Source organism: Mesobacillus jeotgali, from assembly GCF_002874535.1.
Lineage (GTDB): Bacteria > Bacillota > Bacilli > Bacillales > Cytobacillaceae > Mesobacillus > Mesobacillus jeotgali.
Genome location: NZ_CP025025.1, coordinates 2,061,922 through 2,083,701, shown reverse-complemented (window position 1 = coordinate 2,083,701; position 21,780 = coordinate 2,061,922). Strand labels below are relative to the sequence as shown.

Genomic DNA, 21,780 nt, shown 5'->3' with positions numbered 1-21,780 from the left:
TAACCGAAATATTCGTATAAACGAATATTCCAAACCCTTATATGATAAAACCCAATCATGTCTTTAGAAAGTACGTTATGGAGTGCCATAAATCTATATCTGATTAATTTATGAAGATCGCTTTGAACAAATCACCCTTGATTTGTCGGTCTAATGATAATTTCGTTTACAGAAACAGTGGCTGGCTGTGATAAGGCATAAAAGACTGCATTTGCTATGTCCTCGCTTTTGATGGAAGGAAGTTCAGGATTCTCAAAGATTGGTCTCACTTCTGGGTCAACAATCAAATCCGCCAGCTCTGTATCTACGACCCCTGGTGAGATTGTGGTAGTCCTGATATCCGATTTGGTCAATTCTTTATTAAGGCCCTCCATTATGACTCTGGCAGCGAACTTTGTTGCACAATACACTGTCCCTGAAGGGAAGATTCCATGTCCTGCAACTGAAGATGTCGTGATGATATGTCCACTGTTTCTTTCTAGCATGTGGGGAAGGACGGCGCTCACACCGTGTAAGACTCCTTTAATGTTGACGTCTATCATTTGATTCCATTCTTCCACTCTATTATTCTTCATATAGGAAAGCGGCATGATTCCAGCATTATTGAAAAGAACGTCGATTTGTCCATACTGTTCAAGTGCGAAACCAGACAAATTTTGAACCTCCTCCAGTGAAGTGACATCTGTTACTTTATAAACAGCTGTGCCGCCAAGTGAATGGATTTTCTCGGCAAGCTCTTGTAATCGTTCTTCCCTTCTTGCAGCAAGAACAATTTTCGCACCTTCACTTGCTAATTTAACAGCAGTAGCACGACCAATCCCACTGCTAGCCCCTGTAATAATTACGACTTTATTTTTAATTGCCGACATAATTGCCACTCCTTTTCTCATTAAAAGTAAATAAATTATGAGCTTCTATTAATGCATTTCTCAAAAAATAATTCACTTTATTAACCTGCCTGTTTATAGAGGTGTTCAACAAATAATACTCATGTGTACCCTTCTCTAAGGAAGCCATTCTATTAATTGACGAGAGCGAGGGAACTGGCAGTAAACCAACTGCCGAATCATGCTCGAAAAGATCAGTACTTACATAATTAAGAGGAACAAGACTACGTGAAATTCTCATGATTCTTTTATTAATTTCCTTCTGGTCTTCAACCAACGGTGCCGAAGTTGGTAAAGTAGATTGCACCTTCATGATTACTTCTTCCAGTTCATTTAAACGTTCCAAGGTTAAGTCCAGATTCACTTTATCTCCTGCTGTTTCTTGATATTTTTTGATCGTAACTTTAATTTCTTGAACCGCAGCCAGTTGGTTGATCGGCACAATAGGATCGGTTAAAACTTTAAAGATTGATAGAGCATAGATTTCACAATCGCGCTTTAAATTGGCCGGATCGATTTTATCGATTGTGTCTTCAACTGTATGCCACCACCAACCGAATCCTCCTGCCTCCTTTCCCGCAAAAACTTGAAATACTTTTTGGGACATCGGGTCATTAGATAACGGTTGTTCCGACATTCCCATAAACAGGGAAGGAACTCCCGCTCCCCAGAAAGATTGGTCTGCATATTTCCCATACCTGCTCCCAATAAAGTCCTGACCGGCAATCTCCTTTACATAGAGAGACGCTATATCCTTAGTTTCCCTCATACAATTACTTTCGCTCAGGATGGTAGCTCCTTTGCCTCCGACAGAATCAACATAGAAATGCATTACGCAATTCTCGTGTATATCTTCCCAATGCTGATCACAGTAGGCTTGTGAACCAGCATATCTGCCATGTGAATGTCCAGACCAAAAAGCCAAACGGATCGATCGTTTAAATTGCTCCTTATATTTTGATAGCACTCTTGCCACCTCTAGCATCGTAGCATTTGCAGATCCGTTATCCATGGCTCCGTAATGCCACGAATCGATATGGCCGCTAAATAAAACAAAATGCTCCGGTTCTTCTGTACCTTTAATGTCGGCGATTAACGTTGGGATGGGTGTCCATTTTGTTTCAACCTCGGTATGTAGTTCTACCTGGCCCTTCCCTTCGGAAATCAATTTTTTAAGGATTTCACCAGAGTCATCATTTACCGAAACAACAGGAATCTTCGGCATTTGGGAGATATTTTCGGAAGTGGGACTTCCCCAAATAGTTGAAACAATCATTTCATGTGTATAAGGTCCATTTATAAAGACAGCGGCGAGGGTTCCAGCACCACTAAGCTTTGCTATAATTTCTGGGCTTGCAATTCCTTCTACAACACAAATTTTCCCCTTGCAAAAACTAAGCTTATCATCCGTATAATCACCAACATAAACGGAGTCCCCACTTATCCCGGTCTCTTTGGTGGAAGGTGCCATTGAATGAGTAATACATGGAACATCAATATCCCCAATATTTAAGCTAGCTTTACGTGGAAGAGAAATGTACGCTTCGTGAAAGAAAAGTTCAGTATCTAGCCCAAAGCTTTCCAAAGTCTTTTGGGCAAACATGAATGCACGAAGCTCTTCTTCAGATCCTGATAATCGTACCTCTTTGGCAATTTCCCTGTTATAATCCATTAATTGATTTGTATCTATATGGGATATTATTTCTCTTTCAGTCACCGTCAACTTTTTCAAGTTTCTCCCTCCCATTACCATTTAATATTGAACTCCACTCTCGATCCAAAATACTCATCTCATAATAACTCCAATAATCGTTCCCAATTCTTGATGCCTCTCTAATCAAACCCTCTGTTCTAAAACCGATTTTCTGATAGAGTTTAAGAGCTGGGGTATTGAAATCATATACAGCAAGGCTCACCTTATGAAGTCCAAATTTTACAAATGCAATATTTAAAAGCTTATTGACCATTAAAGGAGCTAAGCCCTTGCCCTTCATCTCCTCATCACCAATTAGGACTCGACACATTCTCGCATTTCTATTATGTGGATTGATTGAACCAAGCGAAATATGCCCGATTACCTTCGATGATTCAACGTGAACAATCTTAAAAGCCTGAATCTCTGAACCTTCTTTATTTGCTTCACCCAAATACTTAATAAGCTGCTGGTGAGTAAGCGGATAGGTAAATCCTGTCCCGCTCCATTGCAGTAAAAATTCAGGACTATTAATCCAGCTTATAAGTTGTGGGATGTCACTTTCTGTGAAGTATTTCAATTCGATCATGTTGACTATCTCCCTTTGGGGAATTCGTAAATTTTAGAGAAGGTGAAGCTTTCAAAAAGCCTCACCTTCCTTTTTTATTGTTTAAATGTATTAAAAGCATCAAATTCCTTTTCGTTTAAATTGCTGATTGCTTTAATAAAGGTTTTCGTTGTATGTGGCGTGTCATAGAGAATGGAGAAATACTCTTCTCGTTTTTCTTTAGGAGTTTCTTTATAAGCGTTTCCTACCATCCAGCGGCCATAATAGTAACAAGGGAAATAGGTTTTTTGAATAGGATCTGAGAAGAATCGGAAGGCATTGTTTGCTTCAATTTCGGTGATTCCGCCTTTATTGATTAAATAATCTATTGCTTCCTCCTTTGATACCTGGCCAAGGTTATACATAAAGCAGGCATTAGTGGTGAACATCCTTTGGTAATCGAGATAATTTCTTGCGAGCAAATACTGTTGCTTTTGCTCATCCGTGATACCAGGTGTTTCTTCGTCTACATCATCCCAGCCGAGGAAGCTTAATGCTGTTTCAGGTCCACCTTCAAACAATGCATTGGTAGGACTGTTGATTAAATAGTACGAAGCCTCAAGTGGAAGCTTTCCCTGCTGGAATAAGTAATCCCACCGGCAATAGAAAGCCTGGTGTCCAGGATAGCCTTCATGCGTCATTATTTGTGCAAGAATTGGTTCTGTCCATGGACGGTCAATATTGAAGGTTAAGTTTCCGCGATAGCTGCCGGTATATTTGGAATACCCGCTCCAGAACACTCCCCTGATTGGCTTGATCCAATCGATTCCATCTTCTTCTGGCAGTCCGATCACCCTTTTCAAAGTCCCTTGCTTGCTTTTTTCACGGAAGTTTTCTGCTACTGTTGTCACCTGTTCAGGATCAATCAATGTATCAGAACGCCAGGCAGTAGCTTTTTCGAATAAACTTCCTTTGTACCCAAGGTCTGATAATCCTTTATCAACCAAGTCCCTGGCATGTTCAAGCTGTTGGTCAGTTATCAAGCTGGATGGCAGCTCCTGTATGTTGGCAATCATCTCTTCATAAGGAACATTGTCACCCTGCAGGCTTCGGGCAAAATAACGAAACCCGTTCGCCATTGCTCTCATATATTCTCCTTCCTGTCCTTCTTTCGTTTTGAGTGCACTTTCTACTTCATCCAAAGCGTCACCAATTTCATCGAAGCTTGAAAGCGTCGGCTTCAGATTACTGTAACTTGCGGTGGCAACCTCCTGGCTGTGTAATTTTTGAGCCTGTTCATTCAAACTGACGACAACATCCACGATTTTTTCTCCAACTGATTCATCAGTCCATCTCAACATCTTCTTCTCCTCCTTAATTGACCGATTCATATGCAACCCTCCATAGATCTTCAATATCGGATAATACAAGTTCCAGCATCATTTCAAATAACCTTTCGCCTTTTTCGGCTGTTGCTGCTCCAGCATTGCCTAGATAGCCATCCTTAAATAAAACCTTGCCTGATTTTTCGTACTTGATTTTCTGGTTCATATTTACCTGATGGTCACCAGCAAGACTAGGATCAGCAAGCTTCTCGTCAATAGCGAGAACTAACGAAGTCTCATCTTCACCACCATGGCCAGGTCCTTTTGTGATTTCAAGAATTTGTTCACGGTAATCCACCCACCAATTGATGGTTAAAACCTTCATCCCAAGGTCAGCAAGCTTTTCGGCAACAGTTGTCAAGCTTGGGATATTGCCTCCGTGTCCGTTGAACAGGACAATCTGTTCAAAACCATTTCGGTGAAACTCTTTTCCAATTTCATAGACATACTGTGAAAAGGCCTCAGCAGAAATATCAATCGTCCCTTCAAACGGAGCAAGACCCCATGAATGACCGTAAGCAATTTCCGGAGCCATTAATACTCGGTTTCCAATCCTCTGATCAAGCCGGCGGACAAACTCACGCGGAATCCATACATCCGTTCCAAGTGAACAATGAGGCCCATGCATTTCAATCATTCCAATTGGCAGCAATACAGTGTCAATGGAAGATTTGATTTCCTTGAATTTTGAGGCTGTTAAATCCATCATGTACATAATGCCAGACCCCCTTTATTTATTGGCGTATCTCTGGATAATTTCAGCCATAAGTGCGGCCCTGTATGGGAGATTAGATAAATCAACATGCTCCTTCTCTGTGTGGGCTCCATCGCCAAGCGGGCCCAGCCCATCGATTGTCGGAATGCCTATCCCTGATGTAAAGTTGCCGTCGCTCGCTCCGCCTGAGGATCCTTCTTTCAAATCGTATCCGTGTGATGAAGCAATCCCCTTCAGATCCTCGTATAATTGAATCACAGCCTCCGTCCGTTCAAGAGGGTATCGATCGATTTCCCCAAGAACCTCGACCTTTGTTCCTTTTACAAAAACAGGCCTGTTCAAGATTGCTTCTGTAATCTTTTCTGCCTGGGCTTTTTTGGTGATGCGAACATCAATTTCTGCTACAGCTTCCTTGGCAATGACATTCCCTCGGGTACCGCCTTTCACTACCCCTACATTCACTGAAATCCCTTCATCACGATTTTCAAGATTTTTCAAATCTAGGATTTGATAAGCCAGCTCTTCGATTGCACTGGCACCAACCCATGCATTGATCCCAGCATGCGCTGCAATCCCTTCAACTTTCATGAGGAACTGCGCGGCACCTTTTCTTTCGGTTTTTACTGCACCATCTGGTCCAATGCTTGATTCCGGAACGAAAACGACTGAGCTTTTTGCAGCTTCTTTGAGGATGATTTCCTTCGAATGAGTACTGCCAACTTCTTCATCTGTTGTTACCAGGAAGGTGATTTTCTTGTTAAGTTGAGCACTCGTTTCCTTCAATGCCTTTAATGCCCATAGTGTAATAGTAAGGCCTCCTTTCATATCAAAGACCCCTGGCCCATAAAGCAGTTTTCCTTCCTGCCTTGTAGGCAATGCCCCCTCATCCCATACCGTGTCCATGTGGCCAATCACTAAGATTTGCCCTTCTTCGCCCCCTGTTCCATATGTAAATTTGTATTGATTGCCAACTTCTGTTTTTTCAATCATTTCAACGGAACACCCTACTAATCTCTCGAATTCCTCTCGCAGAACTTGACCGCACTTATCCACCAGATCCTTTGTATGGGAAGGAGATTCAGCCTTTGTCAACCTAAGCAAAGTGTCAGTGATGGAGTTACCGTGTTCTTTAAGGTAATTTAAAATATCAGACATTCATTTTGATTCCTTTCATTGATTTGGCCAACAGTTTTCCTAAGTTCGCTGCTGTATCAATCAGTCTTTTGTCGTCAAAACGCCTTCCGACAAGCTGCAGTCCAACGGGGAGCTTATTCTTTGTAAAACCTGCGTTAATCGTCATAGCTGGATGTCCTGTAACATTGAATAACCCGGTAAATTTCATTTCGTTATCTTCCTCAAGAGCAGGATCTTCTTCTGGAGCAGGATAAGGAACCGTAGGCATAAGAAGGAAATCAACATTTTCCAATACCAGGTCCACATCCTCCCTTGCATTCATTAGCTCTCTTTTTGCTTTCAAATAATCAAGAGTCCGATGTTCAAGACCCGCCTCGAGTTGTTTATATGTTAACGGGGCATACTCCTCTTTTCTAGGAAGCCATTTCTTATGAATTAAGGCTGCTTCTGGTAAAAGCACGTTCATAACGATTTCTTCTGTATAATCAAAATACTTCAACTCGACCTCCTTTACAGTCCAACCTGTTTTCTTCACCTGTTCTAATGCCTCTTTATAAATACCTGCTACCTCTTCCGTTACATCTGACATTTTTTCAGCTGGAAGGATTCCGATGATCGTATCTTCATTGTTTGGAAGTTGTGCAGAATGAAAGCCCGGCACAAGTCCCTCCATCACCACTAATAAATCTTCCGCACCTTTTGCCATTGGCCCAGCATGATCGAGTGAGGGCGATAATGGAAATATGCCTTCAAGCGGAAGCAAGCCATATGTCGGTTTAAGCCCTGCAATCCCACAATAAGAAGCGGGAATTCTTATAGATCCTCCCGTATCTGAACCAAGAGAAAACAACCCAATCCCGGCAGCGACTGATGCAGCAGAACCGCCGCTAGATCCTCCAGCAGTCTTTTTCACATCCCATGGGTTGTTTGTCTGCCCATAATCCGGGTGAACAATTCCATAGGCAAACTCCAGCATATTCGTTTTACCAATGAGAATGGCTCCGTAATTCTTCAGCCGTGATACCAATGGAGCAGTTTTGTCAGGGATATAACCCTTAAGGATCTTGGACCCGCACGTCGTCCTGACTCCTTGTGTATAATAAAGATCCTTTACGCTGTATGGAATGCCATATAAAACATGCTTCACTTCATTTCTTAAAAAAGCAGCCTCAGCCTCTTTCGCTGCTTGTGTGGCTTCTGTTTCCAATGTCGTAATGAAACTGTTCAGTTCTGAGTCAACTTCCTTAAGCCTTTCGAAAGTACTTGCCACAAATTCAACCGGCGACATTTCCTTGCGCCTGTATAAATCAGCAACTTCTAAAATCGATAAATCAAACCACTTTTTCATCATTCATCACCTATTGCCAGTAAAGGATAAATTCTATTCGCCAATGCTGTTTCCGAGAGGAGACAATTTTACCAGACTCAGGATACCCGAATTTCGTCAGTGTCTTTCCTCCCGAATTTGATTGAATAAAACGACCGCATACAATATAGTCCTGCGGTCGCTTAACTGGAATTATTCTTTCGTCATCTTCTGGAACGGCACGTACCATGTGTTCATTGGATTGATTTCATAACCCTTCACCCAAGACCTTTGAGTAGCCTGGACAAGACGCTGTGCAGGGAAGATATATGGAACCTCTTCACTCATGATGGACTGGATTTCCTTGTAGATTTCCTCCCGTTTTCCTTCATCGACTGTCTTTCTGCCATCTTCCAATAGCTGATCGACTTTGCTGTTTTCATAGAATGCTAGGTTAAAGCCCGGCCCTTTACTAGTAGAATGAGCAAAGTACCAGAGGTTGTAATCCGGGTCAGCGTAATCTGGTGTCCATGCTGCCAGGGCTAATTGATGCCCTCCTGATGTAACAGTTTCAAGGAATGTTGGCCATGCCAATGTCTTAATTTTCAGGTCGACACCAATCTTTTTAAAGTCTGACTGCATCAGGACCGCAATATTCTTACGTACTTCATTGTTCTCGGAAATCAGGATTTCCGTTTCAAACCCATCTCCCATTCCTGCTTCTTCAAGTAATGCTTTTGCTTTATCAAGGTCAAAGTCATATTGCTTTACATCTGAGTTATAGCCGAACATTCCTTCTGGGATGATTCCGCCGATGCGCTTTCCTGCACCAAGCAGAATATCATTGTTGATAGAATCGTAGTTTACTGCGTGTGCCAATGCCTGGCGCACCTTTACATTATCAAGAGGCTTCTTTTCCATGTTGATGGCGATATCATCAATCTGATATCCAGGCTGTGTAATGATGTCGATTCCTTCTGTACCTTCCATCTGCTTCATTACATCAGGAGAAAGCATAGAGTAATCCAGCAAATCTACTTCTCCTTTTTCCAGCATGAGTCTAGCAGTTGAAGGTTCGTTAACAATCATAATGTTGACTGTTTTTAATTTTGGTACTTCTCCCCAGTAATTCTCATTAGCTTTTAAAACTATCTTCTGGCCGCGATCCCAGCTTTCAAGAATGTATGGACCAGAACCGTATCCCTTATCTGCAAGATAACTTTCACCTAAATCATCTCCGTGATTATCGGCTAGCTTAGGGTTGACGATATTGGCAAAAACAGTACCAAGTGTTTTAATGAAAGGTGCAAATGGCTTTTCAAGAGTAATCTTTATTGTATGGTCGTCAACAATCTCGAAGCTATCCTTTGAGATAACCTTTTTAAATTGTCCAGCAGCCGATTTTCCAATATCAATTGCACGAGTGAATGAATACTGGACTGCTTCAGCCGTGACTGGAGAACCATCATGGAATTTTGCTTCCTTGTTCAGGTAGAAAGTGTAGGTCAAACCATCATCGGAAACATCCCATTTTTCTGCAAGTTGTGGCTTTACTTCAGTGTCTGTTCCATCATAAGTAACGAGACGATCATATAGCATATAAGTTACGCGGAACGAAGTGTTAGCAGCAGTGCCATGTGGGTCGAGGTGAGGTATATCCTGGTTGGTGGCGAAATTGAAGACTTCTGGATTTCCAGATCCCTTTGTTTCTGCTGGCGACTCGTTCTTTTCTTCTTTCTTTCCTTCTGCCGGTGTAGTGGTTGTTTCTTGGTTGTACTTATTACATCCAGTCAAAGCAAGTAACAGAATCAGGGCCATGGTCATCACTTTAAATAAGATACTCTTCCGCTTCATTTGTTTCCCCCCAGATTATTAGTGGATTTTTTTACTTGCAAAGCTTTAAAAAGCAGGAATCACCCCTTTCAAAGAATTATAATTACCTATTTTTAGGATCAAGCAAATCCCTCATGCCGTCACCCAATAAGTTAAAACCTAATACAGTCAGCAAGATCGCTAAGCCAGGGAAGGTCGCCGCCCACCAGGCATCCCGAAGGATTTCTCTGCTCGAGGAAAGCATCGCTCCCCACTCAGGAGATGGAGGTTGCGCTCCCAAACCGATAAAACTCAGGCCTGCTGCAGCCAGGATAACGAATCCCAAGTCCAGGCTCGCCTGAATACTTGCTGGAGCAATCGCGTTTGGAATGATTTCTTTAAACATGATCCTAAAAGGGTTGGCTCCGATCGCCTTTGCTGATTCGATAAACTCAGAGCTCTTAATTGACAGGACTGATGAGCGTACAATCCTTGTGTACCATGGCCACCAGGTGATCGCTAATGCTAGTAGTACATTTTCAATTGATGGTCCAAGAGCAGCAGCAATGGACATTGATAGGATGATTCCTGGGAAGCTGAGAAAAATATCAGTAAGCCTCATGATGACCTGGTCAACCATACCACCGACATAACCTGCGATGGCTCCCAGGATGGTACCGATTGGAAATGAGATTAAAACGACCATCAATCCAATCTTTAATGAGATCCTTGTTCCAAATATAATTCGGCTTAATATATCTCTACCTACTTCATCCGTACCGAACCAATGCTCTGAACTTGGCGGCAGCAATTTTTGCCCAAGATTTACCTCCAGAGGATCCCTAGGTGCTATCCAAGGTGCGAATATAGCCAGAATAATGATCATTGCTACCAGGAAAATCCCTAACACTGTTAAAGGACTTTGTAAAATCCGTCTACCCACTTTTACTGCCTCCTTTTAATCATAGTTAAGTCGAGGATCGACAACCTGATAGAGTATATCGATAATAAGGTTTACGAGAATGAAGAGTACGGCGATAAGGATCGTAACGGCCATAACAGCTGGAAAATCCAGATATGTAATGGCATTGACCGCATACTTCCCGAGTCCTGGCCACGAAAACACCGACTCAACGAGGACACTTCCGCCCAGCGAATGGCCAAAGGTCATTCCAAGGAGTGTCATAATCGGCATCATTCCATTTCTCAATGCATGGCCGTAAAGTACTCGCTTTTCTGACCCACCTTTTGCAAAGGCGGTTCTGATATAATCGCTTCTTAAAACTTCGAGCATGGATGATCTTGTCATTCTTGTAATCATTCCGATGGTTACAGCTGCCTGAGTTATGCCTGGGAGTATTAAATGGATTACTGCTGATTTAAACACTGTCCAATTTCCTGTAAGCAATGCGTCAATCGTGTACATTCCGGTAATTGTCTCCGGTGGTGCCAGCCCAGTATCTAACCGCCCTGAACCGGGTAGCACCCCAAGCTTCAGATAGAAGAATAATAGAAATATGATCCCTAGCCAGAAGGCTGGCATCGCCACACCTATAAGGGCCATAACCCTTGCAAATTGGTCAGCTACTTTATCCTTCTTGCTCGCACTTATGACACCTAAAGGTATACCGATTAATATCGTGATAAACATGGAGAAGAATGTTAATTCAAGAGTTGCCGGAAAATATTGTTTGATATCCTCCATTACTGGCTGATGGGAGTAGTTACTGTTACCAAGATCCCCTTGGAGCAAGTTCTTCATGTAATTGAAATACTGTACATAAACAGGATCATTAAGGCCCATTTTTTCTTGCAGTTCCTCGATTACTTTCGCATCTGCATAAGGACCAGCCGCCAAACGAGCTGGATCACCTGGAATCGTATTCGAGATAAAGAACGTCAAAATACTGATACCAATCAAAATCGGAATCATGAGCAGAATCCTTTTTACTGTGTAACGAAGTGCGTCCACCTACCCCGCCTCCTTTAAGTTAAGAAATATTAATCTTTGTCTTTTTACTCTGCTCAGGATGTACATGAATACAAGAAGCCCAGTGACCCATTGCTTTTTCCCGGAGTTCTGGAGATTCCTCTTTACATTCAGGAGTTGCTACAGGACAACGTGTATGAAATGCACAGCCTGTCGGAGGGTTGATTGGGCTTGGCAGGTCTCCCTGCAAAATGATTCTGTCTCGCTTTTTTGTCGGATCTGGAATCGGGACAGCTGTCAGAAGTGCCTTTGTGTAAGGGTGCAGCGGATTCCTGTACAATTCTTCGACATCAGCGATTTCGACTATTTTTCCTAAATACATTACAGCTACTCTGTCGGATATATGCTGTACAACTGAAAGGTCATGAGAAATGAACATATAGCTTAAATTAAGTTCCTTTTGCAATTCCACCATAAGGTTCAGAACTTGGGACTGAACTGAAACATCAAGCGCTGATACTGGTTCATCTGCTATTATCAATTTCGGATTCAATGTGAGTGCACGTGCTATGCCGATCCTTTGCCTTTGTCCCCCTGAAAATTCGTGCGGAAATCGGTCAAGCTGGTCTTTGCGAATGCCGATTTTATCGATCAGGCCTTCGACTACTTTCCTTCTTTCCTGTCGATTTCCTACTCCATGAACGATGAGCGGAGTTTCAAGAATTGTACGAACAGTACTCCTTGGATTTAATGACGCATATGGATCCTGGAAGACAATTTGCATATCCTTCCGCAATTCCTTCATTTCCTTCCTCGGAAGATGGGTAATATTTTTTCCACCGAAGAAGATATCTCCGGAAGTTGGCTTTATTAACTGGAGGATTGTACGGCCCAGACTTGATTTTCCGCAGCCAGATTCGCCTACAATCCCTAACGTTTCCCCCTGCTCGATGTAAAAGCTTACTCCATCAACTGCTTTCACTTTTTTCTTTTCACCCAGGAATCCCTTTTTAATTGTGAAGTGTTGCTTCAAGTCCTTCACTTCCAGAAGAGCCATTCATTTCTCCCCCCTTTTCTTCGTATAGCCAGCAAGCTGCAGTATGGTCCTCTCCTACACTGCTCATTGGAGGTGTCGTTCCTTTGCATACTTCTATTGCTGAGCTGCAGCGATCATAGAAACGACAGCCGTTCGGCATTTTATCTGGTGAGGGAACCATCCCAGGAATGGATCCAAGCTTTGCTTTTTTAACTCCAAGTTTAGGTATTGATTCAAGAAGTCCTTTTGTATAGGGATGCTTTGGATTAATGAATAATTCTTTAACCTCGGCTTGCTCTACAATTTTGCCGGCATACATAACAACAACACGGTCGCAAACCTCTGCGACTACACCGAGATCATGGGTGATCATAATAATTCCCATTTCGTTAACATCTTTAAGATGGTTCATTAAATCGAGGATTTGTGCTTGAACGGTTACATCAAGAGCAGTCGTTGGTTCATCACATATCAATAGACTGGGGTTGCATGCCATGGCGACAGCTATCATGATTCTCTGTCTCATCCCGCCAGATAACTGATGAGGATATTCCGAAGCAATTTCCTCTGCTCTGGGCAATCCTACTTCGTTCAAAAGCTCAATCACTCTACGTTTTCGCTGCTCCTTATTTAAATCTGTATGAAGAATAAGTGTTTCTTCAATCTGTCTGCCTACAGAATGAAGAGGGTTCAAAGACGTCAGCGGATCCTGGAAAATCATTGCCATTTTATCGCCTCTGATTTTTTCCATTTTTCTTTTCGAATAAGAAGTTATATTTTCTTTTTCAAGTTGGATTAAACCCTCTAGCTTAGCTTTTTCAGGTAAAAGGCGCATAACTGATAATGCTGTCATGCTTTTCCCACAGCCTGACTCACCAACAATGCCTACTGTCTCTCCTTTATTAACCTGAAGAGAAATCCCGTCTAAGATTTTCACATATTTCCCATCTCTTTTAAGAGATAGTGACACGTCATTCAGTTCTAGTAACATATAAACACCACCTTTATATTGTCAGGAGGCCTTTTACCTCTTTTAGTTCTTTCAGTGCGTGAACATAATGATCTGAAAACTCCCTGCTGACTCTATCTGCATCCCTTGATTTCAAAGCATCTAGCAATTTCCTGTGGTTTTCCACAACAAGCGCAGCTCTCGCAGGAAGCTTATTTGCTACAGTTAAGAACATGGCTCCTACTTGTGTGTCCAACTGCTGATGCATGTGGATCAGTCTTTTATGCCGGGAAGCACTGACGATCAAGCTATGAAAGTTAATATCACATCTTGCTTCCGTTTCTAAGTCCCTCTCATCCATAGCATTCTTGAATTCTTCCAGGAGCAGTTCAAGTCTGCTAAAATCCTTATCTATTAAATTGGGGATTGCGAGGCTTGCAGCTTTTGCTTCCAGTAAAGCCCTAAGTGTATATATCTCATATGCATCCTGAGAAGAAAGTGTCGTAACATGAGTTCCCTTATTAGTTTCATGTTTGATTAACCCTTCATTTTGAAGTAATCTCAGAGCTTCTCTTATCGGGCCACGTGAAATATTAAGACTTTCAGCAAGCTGGGCTTGGTTCACTTTTTCGCCAGGCTTCAAGGATCCATTCAGAATCATTTTCCTAATGATTTTCGCTACATGATCAGAAAGATTTTCATGATTTAACTGCATATTTTTTCTCCGTTTTCGTATAGTCCTTTTAATTTATATAAGTGGTCCCAATCCATTTGAGCTGAACCGATTTCAATTTCTTTAATAAGACTCACAAGCATTTCGGTCAACGGCATTGGAACTTGATGGTTTGCTCCCATTTCTAAAATGGGGACTAGCTGTGAATCAATCTCTGTTTTTCTTTTTCTGACAGCTAGGTCTCTCCAGATACCACTTTTAGTTTTCTTGTTTGCCGCCATTCTTTGTGCGAGCTTTTCCAGCTGATTATCGAGAAGTTGCTGATCTCGAGTCTCTCTAGGGTATACAAGCCCAGGGACCCAATCATCAAAACCGATTGGCTTGACTCCTTCTTTATCTGCAACCTCCAGTATTTCAGAGCAAAGCTCCATTAATGTGTCCCTAAGGTCCAATTTCCTTACAACAGCCGCCATTGTTTCATCAACTAAAGCCGTCGCGTATAAAAGTCCAGCGTAGGACATTTTCCCCCAGAGATAGCCCCAGATGTTATCCGTAACCTGAGCTGGCCCCCAGCATTCGAGAACCTTTTGCAAACCAATGACTCGCTGACTGATTTTCCCATCCAATTCCCCAAGGTAGAGCGCTGCGACTCCGCCATAAAGGATCCTGCCCGGTTCCAAATAGTCTGCTGAAAAGTTAACAAAGCAGCCAATCGTTTTTTCTCTTCCTATAAGACTGGCAATCTCTTTTTCACATAGCCCATTTTGGAAGGAAACGACTTTTGTTTCTTCTCCAATGAGATGCAAAAATGGAATGAGTGCTTCTTTTGTATGCTGTGCCTTAACACAGAGGAACACCGTATCCAGAACTGGCTTTATTTTAACTAGTTGTTCGGGTGTATAGGCATTACATTTAACGGTAAAGGTTTCATCAGGCCCCTCAATTCTAAGACCGTGGCTATTCATGACATGAACGTGGTCCAAATCTTTATCGCAAAAAGTTATTTTGTTGCCCGCTCTCACAAGATGAGCTCCTAGCACACCACCAATCGCGCCTGCACCAATCACTGTGATTTCCATTCGACTCCTCCTTAAAAAAGTTGTTGTCCGCCATCCGCTGAAATGGTTTGGCCGCTCACATAGCTTGCAAAGTCTGAGGCAAAAAACAAAACCGGATGAGCAATATCTTCAGGTTCTCCAAGTCGCTTAACCGAGATTGATTTGACCAGATTTGCTTGCTCCTCTATCGTCATTCTTTCCCACTGCTTCTTTGTTGACGGATTCGATATTACGAATCCAGGTGCTACGTTATTAACCGTTATTCCAAAGGGACCAAGTTCTTGAGCCATTTGCCTTGTGAAACCAATCTGTCCAGCCTTTGCACTGGCATATGCCTGGATTCCAGTCAGACTAGTGCTGCGCCCTGCTCCACTTGAGATATTAATGATCCGTCCATAATTCTGCTTTTTCATGTAAGGAGCAACTTCCTTTGTTGTATAAAATGCCGCATCCAGATTTACAGCAAATATCTTTCTCCATTGATCAGGCGTTACTTCTTCTACTGGTTGATGAATTTGTCCACATACACCTCCAGCATTGTTTACCAATATATCGATCTTATTAAATTTTTGGATCGTGAAATCCACTAACTCTTTCACACTTTCCACTTCTGTGATGTCGCATGTATATGTATCAAAACGGTTAGATTCCTTATTAATATCAAGCCACTCATTAAGCTCTGTTTTCACTTCCGCAAGTTCTTGATCCAATATGTCTGTACCAATTACTGTTGCTCCGTGCTTGAGGAATGCTTCGCAGATTCCTTTGCCAATTCCATGCGCTGCACCAGTTACCAGAACAACTTTTTCTGTAAAAAATGTCGATTGTAAACTGTTAACACTTTGATTCAAAATACCACCCCTTTGCTTGGTCCTGGATATTGGTAACACTATATAACAGGCTAAAAAGTTTGTAAAGATTATTTTTAGAATATTTATAATATTTAAAATACAAAGCTATAGTCGTATAAAAATAGCATTGTAAATGACTAAACTTCTAATTATCGTAAAATAATTTTGTTTTTGCTTTAATCCGGTAAAATCAATAATTTAAAAGATAAAATTATTATTTTTATACAAATATACGTATAAATTATCATCTTCTTTAGGAAAACAAAATTTGGATAAATTTTTTTGTAGCTTTCCATCTAAATCATTAAATGGTAGTTGATCCGTAGTGGATCCTCACTCGCGAGCACCATTCGATTTTCTTATAAATCGCTACAATAAATGACATTTTTCTGCTTTTCTTTGCAAAAAAAATAGCACACATTCAATCGAATGAATGTGTGCTAAGTACTATTGCTCCTCACAACTTCCTAACTTTCCCCTTATCTTTAATCATGACATTAACCGCCCAAGCTTCCCCACTCATTGAGCCTACTTCTAATTTGGAAAGATTGATCTCGGTTTCAATGGTTACTACTTCACTCTCTTTCCCATTTAGCATTACTTTATATGGACCTCCTTCATTCATCAGGGAAAGCAGTGGTGTTTCATCTTCGAATAGGTATTTTTCATAGAATTCAATGTTGAATTGGACGGTTTCATTATCGTAATTTTCAAATGGCAGATCGCATGAAGCGGACAATGTGGTGTCATTTTTCATTTCGAAGCGGCAGTGGCTGTTTTCCCGGTCATAGTGAACAGCATTAATACCTGAGGCGAATGTTTTTTGGTAAGCACCGACAAGTTCCACCGGAAGGAAGAACGCAAGCAAAATTGCAATTAAGATCATTCTATTATGATACATTTCAAGTGATTGCCCCAGGAAATAAAGACTAATTATTAGTAGAGTTAAGGAAGTTATCCCTACATAATGTAATCCGTTGATTGATTTAAGAGGGATATTTAACGCAGAGAAAACATCCTGCCCAATTGGATATTCATGAGGAAAAGGAAAATTCAATGCCATCGAAAAAAGAAACAGAATAATAGCAATGACAAAGTTTCTTTTATCTTTTATCATAAAGAACCACCACCATTTTGAAAAAAATTAATTCCATCTTTATGCGTTCCTACCGGTAGACCTAATGGACTAAAGGTATATATATTCGCTCTCTTCATTATTTTTGATCCCAGGAAAGGTAACTAAGTATTCCTTCCCTTCCTCGAGAAGATTATAAAAAGAACAGTAAAAGTGAGATCTTCTTTCCTCTCATTGCTTCTTCTTATCATTTTATGACTAGATACAATACATCAAATTGAATGATAACCACTACAATCGTAATGAAGATGATTCCTTCAGCAAGTGACAAAATCGATTGCTTAGGATCTTCTGAAAATTTCCATTCAAAAAATGCACGGACAAAGTTTTCGGAGGTAAATAATAAAGCCAGCAATATAAGAAATAGATTAATTGAAAATCCTTCGAACATCACATGATGAATCAAAAAGACATTAATGAGCAGTGCGGTAATTCTCACAGCCCAGTCTATTTTTCTATGTATATCATTAATATGATTGTAAGAAAAAAATGCCTTTTTCACCTTTGGAATTTTTAACGTTTTTCTTATTACAAATTTAACGAATGTAATCACTGATATCATAAAAGCAGCTAGTAATAAAAACTTCCACAGCATGTTCATTCTCGCCTCATTTTTATTTTACCACTTAATTCCAGCGTTCGGTACAACCAAAAGCAGAGGTTATTGGCCTCTGCTCTATAAAGCTTATTCAATCGTAAATGTAATTGTCTGATTGTAAGTATTGTCTAATTCCGACTCCATCCAGACTTCGAGTTCATACGTTCCTTTTTTATATCCGCCCAAACCGATTTTGATCGTGATTGCTTCCCCGGCACTTACGATCTGGTTGGTTTGAATCGTTCCATAACCATCTTGACGGCTAATCTCTTTACCAGATTCATCCCTAAGCACATAAACATGGCCGCCATTTTCATCAAAAGGAATTTCTATGTCCTTGTCAGTATTATTCTTGACCTCATAAATAAAGTCTTTACCGTCTGTATTTTCATCGACCTCAACAAGGCTCGCAGAAAGAGCTTCAGGGATGACACCGGTGTTGCCGGTATTCTCCAATTCCTTTTTTTCCAGATTTTCAGACTGTTTTTCACTGCTGCTTTCTACTTTGGTTTCTCCATTACATGCAGATATTGAGAACATAACACTAATTAAAATAATACTCGCCAATATCTTTTTCAAAAAAAGCACCTCATATCCATTATTGAATTTCCTCTACATTAGACTTCTCAGCAACAAAAAAGTTTCAGGACTTTTAGAAAATTTATATTTCGCTTATCGAAAAAAGTGTTAAAATACTAGTTAAACAATTTTATAAGATGGAAGGGAATTTGATGAACAAAAAATTATTGGTTACATATGGGATGCTAACTTTCGCTACGGCAACCTGGGGAAGTGCATTCATTGCGGGTAAATTTGCTGTAGAAAGCTTTGAACCAGCTACGGTTGCGTTCTTCCGGTTTTTTGGAGCAGCGATTCTCCTATTCCCACTGATGTTCATGATGGAGAAAAATATTAAGAAACCTAATCTGAAGGATATTGGCTTGTTCTCGGTCCTCGGACTGACAGGCATTGCGCTGTATAACATTTTCTTTTTCTTGGCCAGCAAGCATGCCCCAGTGATTAAAAGTTCACTGTTCATCGCCTCCAATCCCGTGTTGATTGTCCTTTTATCGGCAGTATTCTTAAAAGAAACAATCACACGCAATAATGTTATTGGATTGGCCATCGCCCTTTCAGGTGCATTTTTTATCATCACCGATGGACACTTGCTGAGCTTGTTCAAGCTTGGATTTGAACCAATCGACTTCGTTCTTATGGGCGCAGTCGTCAGCTGGGCATTATACAGTGTCGTTGGGAAAGTTGTTTTGAAAAAGTTCAGTTCGGTCGAGTCCACCACCTATGCCGTCGCTTTCGGGACCATTTTCCTGCTGCCGTTTGCCCTGGCTGAAACATCATGGCAGGATGTCCAGCAGGCATCGGGTACTACCTGGATCGCGATTATCCATATGAGCGTTTTGGTTACAGTCGTATCATTCGTCATGTACTACAATGGAATCAAGGAAGTTGGCGCAGCAAAGGCATCGATATTCATCAATGTAATGCCGGTATCTGCGGTCATTATGGCTACTTTGTTTTTAGGTGAAAAATTCACCGCCGCTCATGCCATCGGTGCAGTCCTAGTGCTTTCCGGTGTTTATATTGGAACAAACCCACGGCTTTTTAAAAAGAAGCAAACTACCAAGTTAGTAAAAAACGAAATCGCCTAAGGAGATTCAGAAATGATCCATAAAATCGAATTAAAATCTGAAAACCTGCACGGTTCTTTTAGCAATGAATATAAGCCAATCCTTACAGTGAATTCCGGAGACAGCATTCGCATGAAAACGCCCGATATTGAATGGGGCTACTCTGAATCAAAAGGCGTTGAGAGACAATTTTTCAGTTCTGCAGTACAAGAAGAGACTCCTCTTCATCCGATGATTGGGCCGATTGAAGTGAACGGCGCAAAAGCCGGGATGGTTCTCGAAGTAAAATTGAACGATGTATTACCAGGCTGGTATGGCACAAATTGGGCAGGCGGCAAAAAGAGCTGGCAAAACGATGCAGTCGGATTAACAGGGTCTGAGAGAATTCGCCTTGATTGGGAATTGGACAGTGACACAATGACAGCTAAAACTGAAGTTGGCTCTCGGCCTTTAAATGTTGCGCTTAATCCATTCATGGGCTTGATGGGAGTTGCACCTGGAGAACCAGGTGTGCACCATACATCCCCTCCACGCTATTGCGGCGGTAATATCGACTGCAAAGAACTAAAAAGAGGCAGCACTTTGTATCTGCCAATTTCAGTTGATGGGGCATTGTTCTCAATTGGTGATGGACACGCTGCACAAGGCGACGGAGAAGTTTCCGGCACGGCCATTGAGTGCCCAATGGACTTGGTTGACATCACCCTTACAGTCAGAGAGGATCTTCAGTTGAAAATGCCGCGGGCTAACACGCCAGCTGGATGGGTTACCTTTGGCTTTCATGAAGATTTGAACCTTGCTGCCGGACAGGCACTGGATGAGATGGTTATACTATTGAGAGAACTTCATGGGATCGAGCGCACAGAGGCCCTTGCACTGGCCAGTGTGACAGTGGATTTGAGAGTTACACAGGTAGTAAACGGGGTTAAAGGTGTGCATGCGGTGTTGCCGCACCGTGCGATAAGATAAAGAAGAGCCCCTGTGAAATTCGCAGGGGCTTAATTTTGAGCACTTAGAAAGGAATACTTACAAATTATTTATTCAAAATCCCCAGGTAACTTTTCCACGGACCAACTTCTTTGGTATATCTTTTTGCTAAAACTCTGGTTATTTGCGACAAGTGCGTTAAATCATGTACTGCCCATGTAGCGATAAGTTGTCTCGCCTCTACTTCCCCGTATTCGGGATGGACACCCGTCAATACAAACTGCTTTTCATCAACGATCAGTTCCTTCAGTTTCTTGATATTTTCCTTCCTCAAGGAAGAAAACTCATTAAGCTTATCTTCAATTGATAGATGCGCATAGTCCTTTAAATGTGAGAACCGGTCAAAAGCTGGGAAACCTTTATCATTTGTTTCCGCTAACATGATTTTAAGTCTTGGAATCCAATTGTATTTTTCACCGTCGATGAGATGTCCGATTACTTCGGAAGGATTCCAGGTTCCCTCCCCTTCATTGCTGGACACCCAATCTTCTGATAAACCTGATAATAAGGCATTCAAAGTTTCAGGCGTCCGTTCCAGGATTTCGATTGCTTCATTCATGTTAAACACCATTTTAATACACCTGCCTTTTCGATATAAATCCATCATATTTTCACATGAGGATTTGTATGTAACACAATGTCATACTTCTGTTCTTTTTCTGAAAAAATTCAATGGTATGATAAATTTGTCTGATTATTTTTATATAAGAGAGGCAATTAGATGCTAACAATCAAAGAGGCTGCAAAACAGTTAACTTCATACGGAATAGATGCTACTGATCAAGATGTTTTGATATGGATTGAAGAAGGACTTTTAAAAGCCGAACAGGCTAATAGAAGAAATGCTTTGTATAAAATTCATCTTAAAGACCTGACAGACTTCATTATCCAAAAATATAACGATAGTTTCACCGCACAGCTGGAAAGTTCCAAACGAGAGAATATCCTGCTTAACGAACAGCTGGAATTGCTGACCACACGATTACATATTGAGCAATCCAAGGTAAGGACGTTGAAAAAAATGCTGAATGCACAAATCGAAGCATCCAGCACTGACCCTTCGCAAATGGAAGAAATGTTAGGTCTAAAACAAAATACAGACAGCCAGGTGCTTAGAAAAGAATTCAAGAAAATCCTCAAAGCTCTCCACCCCGACCGCGGTGGCGATGAAAGACTTTTCAAGGTGTTTAACGAACATTATGAGAATTTAAAGTAATGGACTCCTTCATTGATTCCTTCTTTTCGTGATATAAAAAAAGGTACTGGCACCCATCAGCACCCCGCCTAAAACTCCAATTGACGCACCGATAGCAGTCCATTTAGTGGATAAATAGATACCTGCCATATACATAATCAAACCGAAGATAAACAGTAGCATTCCCTTATACATAAGAGCTCCTTTTTACATGTATTCCATAAACTATTCTGCAAAAATTGG

Annotated in this window: 23 protein-coding genes; 3 read left to right on the top strand and 20 right to left on the bottom strand. The window is 41.3% G+C overall.

The window, feature by feature from the left end; translation table 11 throughout:
- Positions 1-131: 131 nt before the first annotated feature.
- The 18 genes from CD004_RS10555 to CD004_RS10470 form a co-directional block, all read right to left on the bottom strand.
- Positions 132-869: an SDR family oxidoreductase gene (locus tag CD004_RS10555; RefSeq protein WP_102262721.1), complete on the bottom strand. Its 738-nt coding sequence runs from the start codon at positions 867-869 to the stop codon at positions 132-134.
- The gene (locus CD004_RS10550) at positions 856-2,604 is read right to left on the bottom strand and encodes a M28 family peptidase (RefSeq protein WP_233434990.1); all 1,749 of its coding nucleotides are present in this window, start codon (positions 2,602-2,604) and stop codon (positions 856-858) included. Before CD004_RS10550 ends, CD004_RS10555 begins: the two co-directional genes overlap by 14 nt.
- Positions 2,597-3,169 carry a GNAT family N-acetyltransferase gene (locus CD004_RS10545; protein ID WP_102262720.1) on the bottom strand — a complete coding sequence of 191 codons (573 nt, stop codon included), beginning with the start codon at positions 3,167-3,169 and terminating at the stop codon, positions 2,597-2,599. Before CD004_RS10545 ends, CD004_RS10550 begins: the two co-directional genes overlap by 8 nt.
- A gap of 74 nt (positions 3,170-3,243) precedes the next feature.
- A complete protein-coding gene (locus CD004_RS10540) occupies positions 3,244-4,488 on the bottom strand; it encodes a hypothetical protein (protein ID WP_158651535.1) in 1,245 nt (414 codons plus the stop codon).
- A gap of 13 nt (positions 4,489-4,501) precedes the next feature.
- Positions 4,502-5,227, bottom strand: a complete 726-nt coding sequence (locus tag CD004_RS10535) for a creatininase family protein (RefSeq protein ID WP_102262718.1) — start codon at positions 5,225-5,227, stop codon at positions 4,502-4,504.
- 15 nt (positions 5,228-5,242) lie between these two features.
- Positions 5,243-6,382, bottom strand: a complete 1,140-nt coding sequence (locus CD004_RS10530; RefSeq protein WP_102262717.1) for a M20 family metallopeptidase — start codon at positions 6,380-6,382, stop codon at positions 5,243-5,245.
- A complete protein-coding gene (locus tag CD004_RS10525) occupies positions 6,375-7,712 on the bottom strand; it encodes an amidase (protein ID WP_102262716.1) in 1,338 nt (445 codons plus the stop codon). Before CD004_RS10525 ends, CD004_RS10530 begins: the two co-directional genes overlap by 8 nt.
- 168 nt (positions 7,713-7,880) lie before the next feature.
- On the bottom strand, positions 7,881-9,521 hold the full coding sequence (locus tag CD004_RS10520) for an ABC transporter substrate-binding protein (protein WP_102262715.1): 1,641 nt from the start codon (positions 9,519-9,521) through the stop codon (positions 7,881-7,883).
- Between the two features lie 82 nt (positions 9,522-9,603).
- The gene (nikC, locus tag CD004_RS10515; protein ID WP_102262714.1) at positions 9,604-10,422 is read right to left on the bottom strand and encodes a nickel transporter permease; all 819 of its coding nucleotides are present in this window, start codon (positions 10,420-10,422) and stop codon (positions 9,604-9,606) included.
- 15 nt (positions 10,423-10,437) lie between these two features.
- On the bottom strand, positions 10,438-11,451 hold the full coding sequence (locus tag CD004_RS10510; protein ID WP_052442108.1) for an ABC transporter permease: 1,014 nt from the start codon (positions 11,449-11,451) through the stop codon (positions 10,438-10,440).
- A gap of 19 nt (positions 11,452-11,470) precedes the next feature.
- Positions 11,471-12,466, bottom strand: coding sequence for an ABC transporter ATP-binding protein (locus tag CD004_RS10505; RefSeq protein WP_102262713.1), 996 nt, complete (start codon positions 12,464-12,466; stop codon positions 11,471-11,473).
- Positions 12,420-13,436, bottom strand: coding sequence for an ABC transporter ATP-binding protein (locus tag CD004_RS10500; protein ID WP_102265067.1), 1,017 nt, complete (start codon positions 13,434-13,436; stop codon positions 12,420-12,422). Before CD004_RS10500 ends, CD004_RS10505 begins: the two co-directional genes overlap by 47 nt.
- Before the next feature lie 13 nt (positions 13,437-13,449).
- The gene (locus tag CD004_RS10495; RefSeq protein WP_102262712.1) at positions 13,450-14,109 is read right to left on the bottom strand and encodes a GntR family transcriptional regulator; all 660 of its coding nucleotides are present in this window, start codon (positions 14,107-14,109) and stop codon (positions 13,450-13,452) included.
- Complete coding sequence (locus CD004_RS10490; protein WP_102262711.1) at positions 14,100-15,146, bottom strand: ketopantoate reductase family protein; 1,047 nt, start codon at positions 15,144-15,146, stop codon at positions 14,100-14,102. The genes CD004_RS10495 and CD004_RS10490 overlap by 10 nt, the downstream gene beginning before the upstream one ends.
- An 11-nt stretch (positions 15,147-15,157) precedes the next feature.
- Complete coding sequence (locus tag CD004_RS10485; RefSeq protein ID WP_102262710.1) at positions 15,158-15,976, bottom strand: SDR family NAD(P)-dependent oxidoreductase; 819 nt, start codon at positions 15,974-15,976, stop codon at positions 15,158-15,160.
- A gap of 457 nt (positions 15,977-16,433) precedes the next feature.
- Positions 16,434-17,093: a hypothetical protein gene (locus CD004_RS10480; RefSeq protein WP_102262709.1), complete on the bottom strand. Its 660-nt coding sequence runs from the start codon at positions 17,091-17,093 to the stop codon at positions 16,434-16,436.
- Between the two features lie 205 nt (positions 17,094-17,298).
- The gene (locus CD004_RS10475; protein WP_102262708.1) at positions 17,299-17,712 is read right to left on the bottom strand and encodes a DUF4181 domain-containing protein; all 414 of its coding nucleotides are present in this window, start codon (positions 17,710-17,712) and stop codon (positions 17,299-17,301) included.
- Between the two features lie 84 nt (positions 17,713-17,796).
- Positions 17,797-18,288 (bottom strand): BsuPI-related putative proteinase inhibitor, encoded by a 492-nt coding sequence (locus CD004_RS10470; protein WP_102262707.1) that lies wholly within the window; start codon positions 18,286-18,288, stop codon positions 17,797-17,799.
- Between the two features lie 152 nt (positions 18,289-18,440).
- On the opposite strand from CD004_RS10470, the gene CD004_RS10465 reads away from it, so the two are divergent.
- Both CD004_RS10465 and CD004_RS10460 read left to right on the top strand, forming a co-directional pair.
- On the top strand, positions 18,441-19,376 hold the full coding sequence (locus tag CD004_RS10465; protein WP_170029967.1) for a DMT family transporter: 936 nt from the start codon (positions 18,441-18,443) through the stop codon (positions 19,374-19,376).
- A gap of 12 nt (positions 19,377-19,388) precedes the next feature.
- On the top strand, positions 19,389-20,324 hold the full coding sequence (locus CD004_RS10460; protein ID WP_102262706.1) for an acetamidase/formamidase family protein: 936 nt from the start codon (positions 19,389-19,391) through the stop codon (positions 20,322-20,324).
- Between the two features lie 64 nt (positions 20,325-20,388).
- Here the strand turns inward: CD004_RS10460 and CD004_RS10455 are convergent, their stop codons facing one another.
- Positions 20,389-20,913 (bottom strand): DinB family protein, encoded by a 525-nt coding sequence (locus CD004_RS10455; RefSeq protein ID WP_102262705.1) that lies wholly within the window; start codon positions 20,911-20,913, stop codon positions 20,389-20,391.
- Positions 20,914-21,063: 150 nt separating this feature from the next.
- On the opposite strand from CD004_RS10455, the gene CD004_RS10450 reads away from it, so the two are divergent.
- Positions 21,064-21,558, top strand: coding sequence for a J domain-containing protein (locus CD004_RS10450; RefSeq protein WP_233434989.1), 495 nt, complete (start codon positions 21,064-21,066; stop codon positions 21,556-21,558).
- A gap of 9 nt (positions 21,559-21,567) precedes the next feature.
- On the opposite strand, the gene CD004_RS24055 is transcribed toward CD004_RS10450, so the two are convergent.
- The gene (locus CD004_RS24055; RefSeq protein WP_170029965.1) at positions 21,568-21,732 is read right to left on the bottom strand and encodes a hypothetical protein; all 165 of its coding nucleotides are present in this window, start codon (positions 21,730-21,732) and stop codon (positions 21,568-21,570) included.
- Positions 21,733-21,780 lie beyond the last annotated feature (48 nt).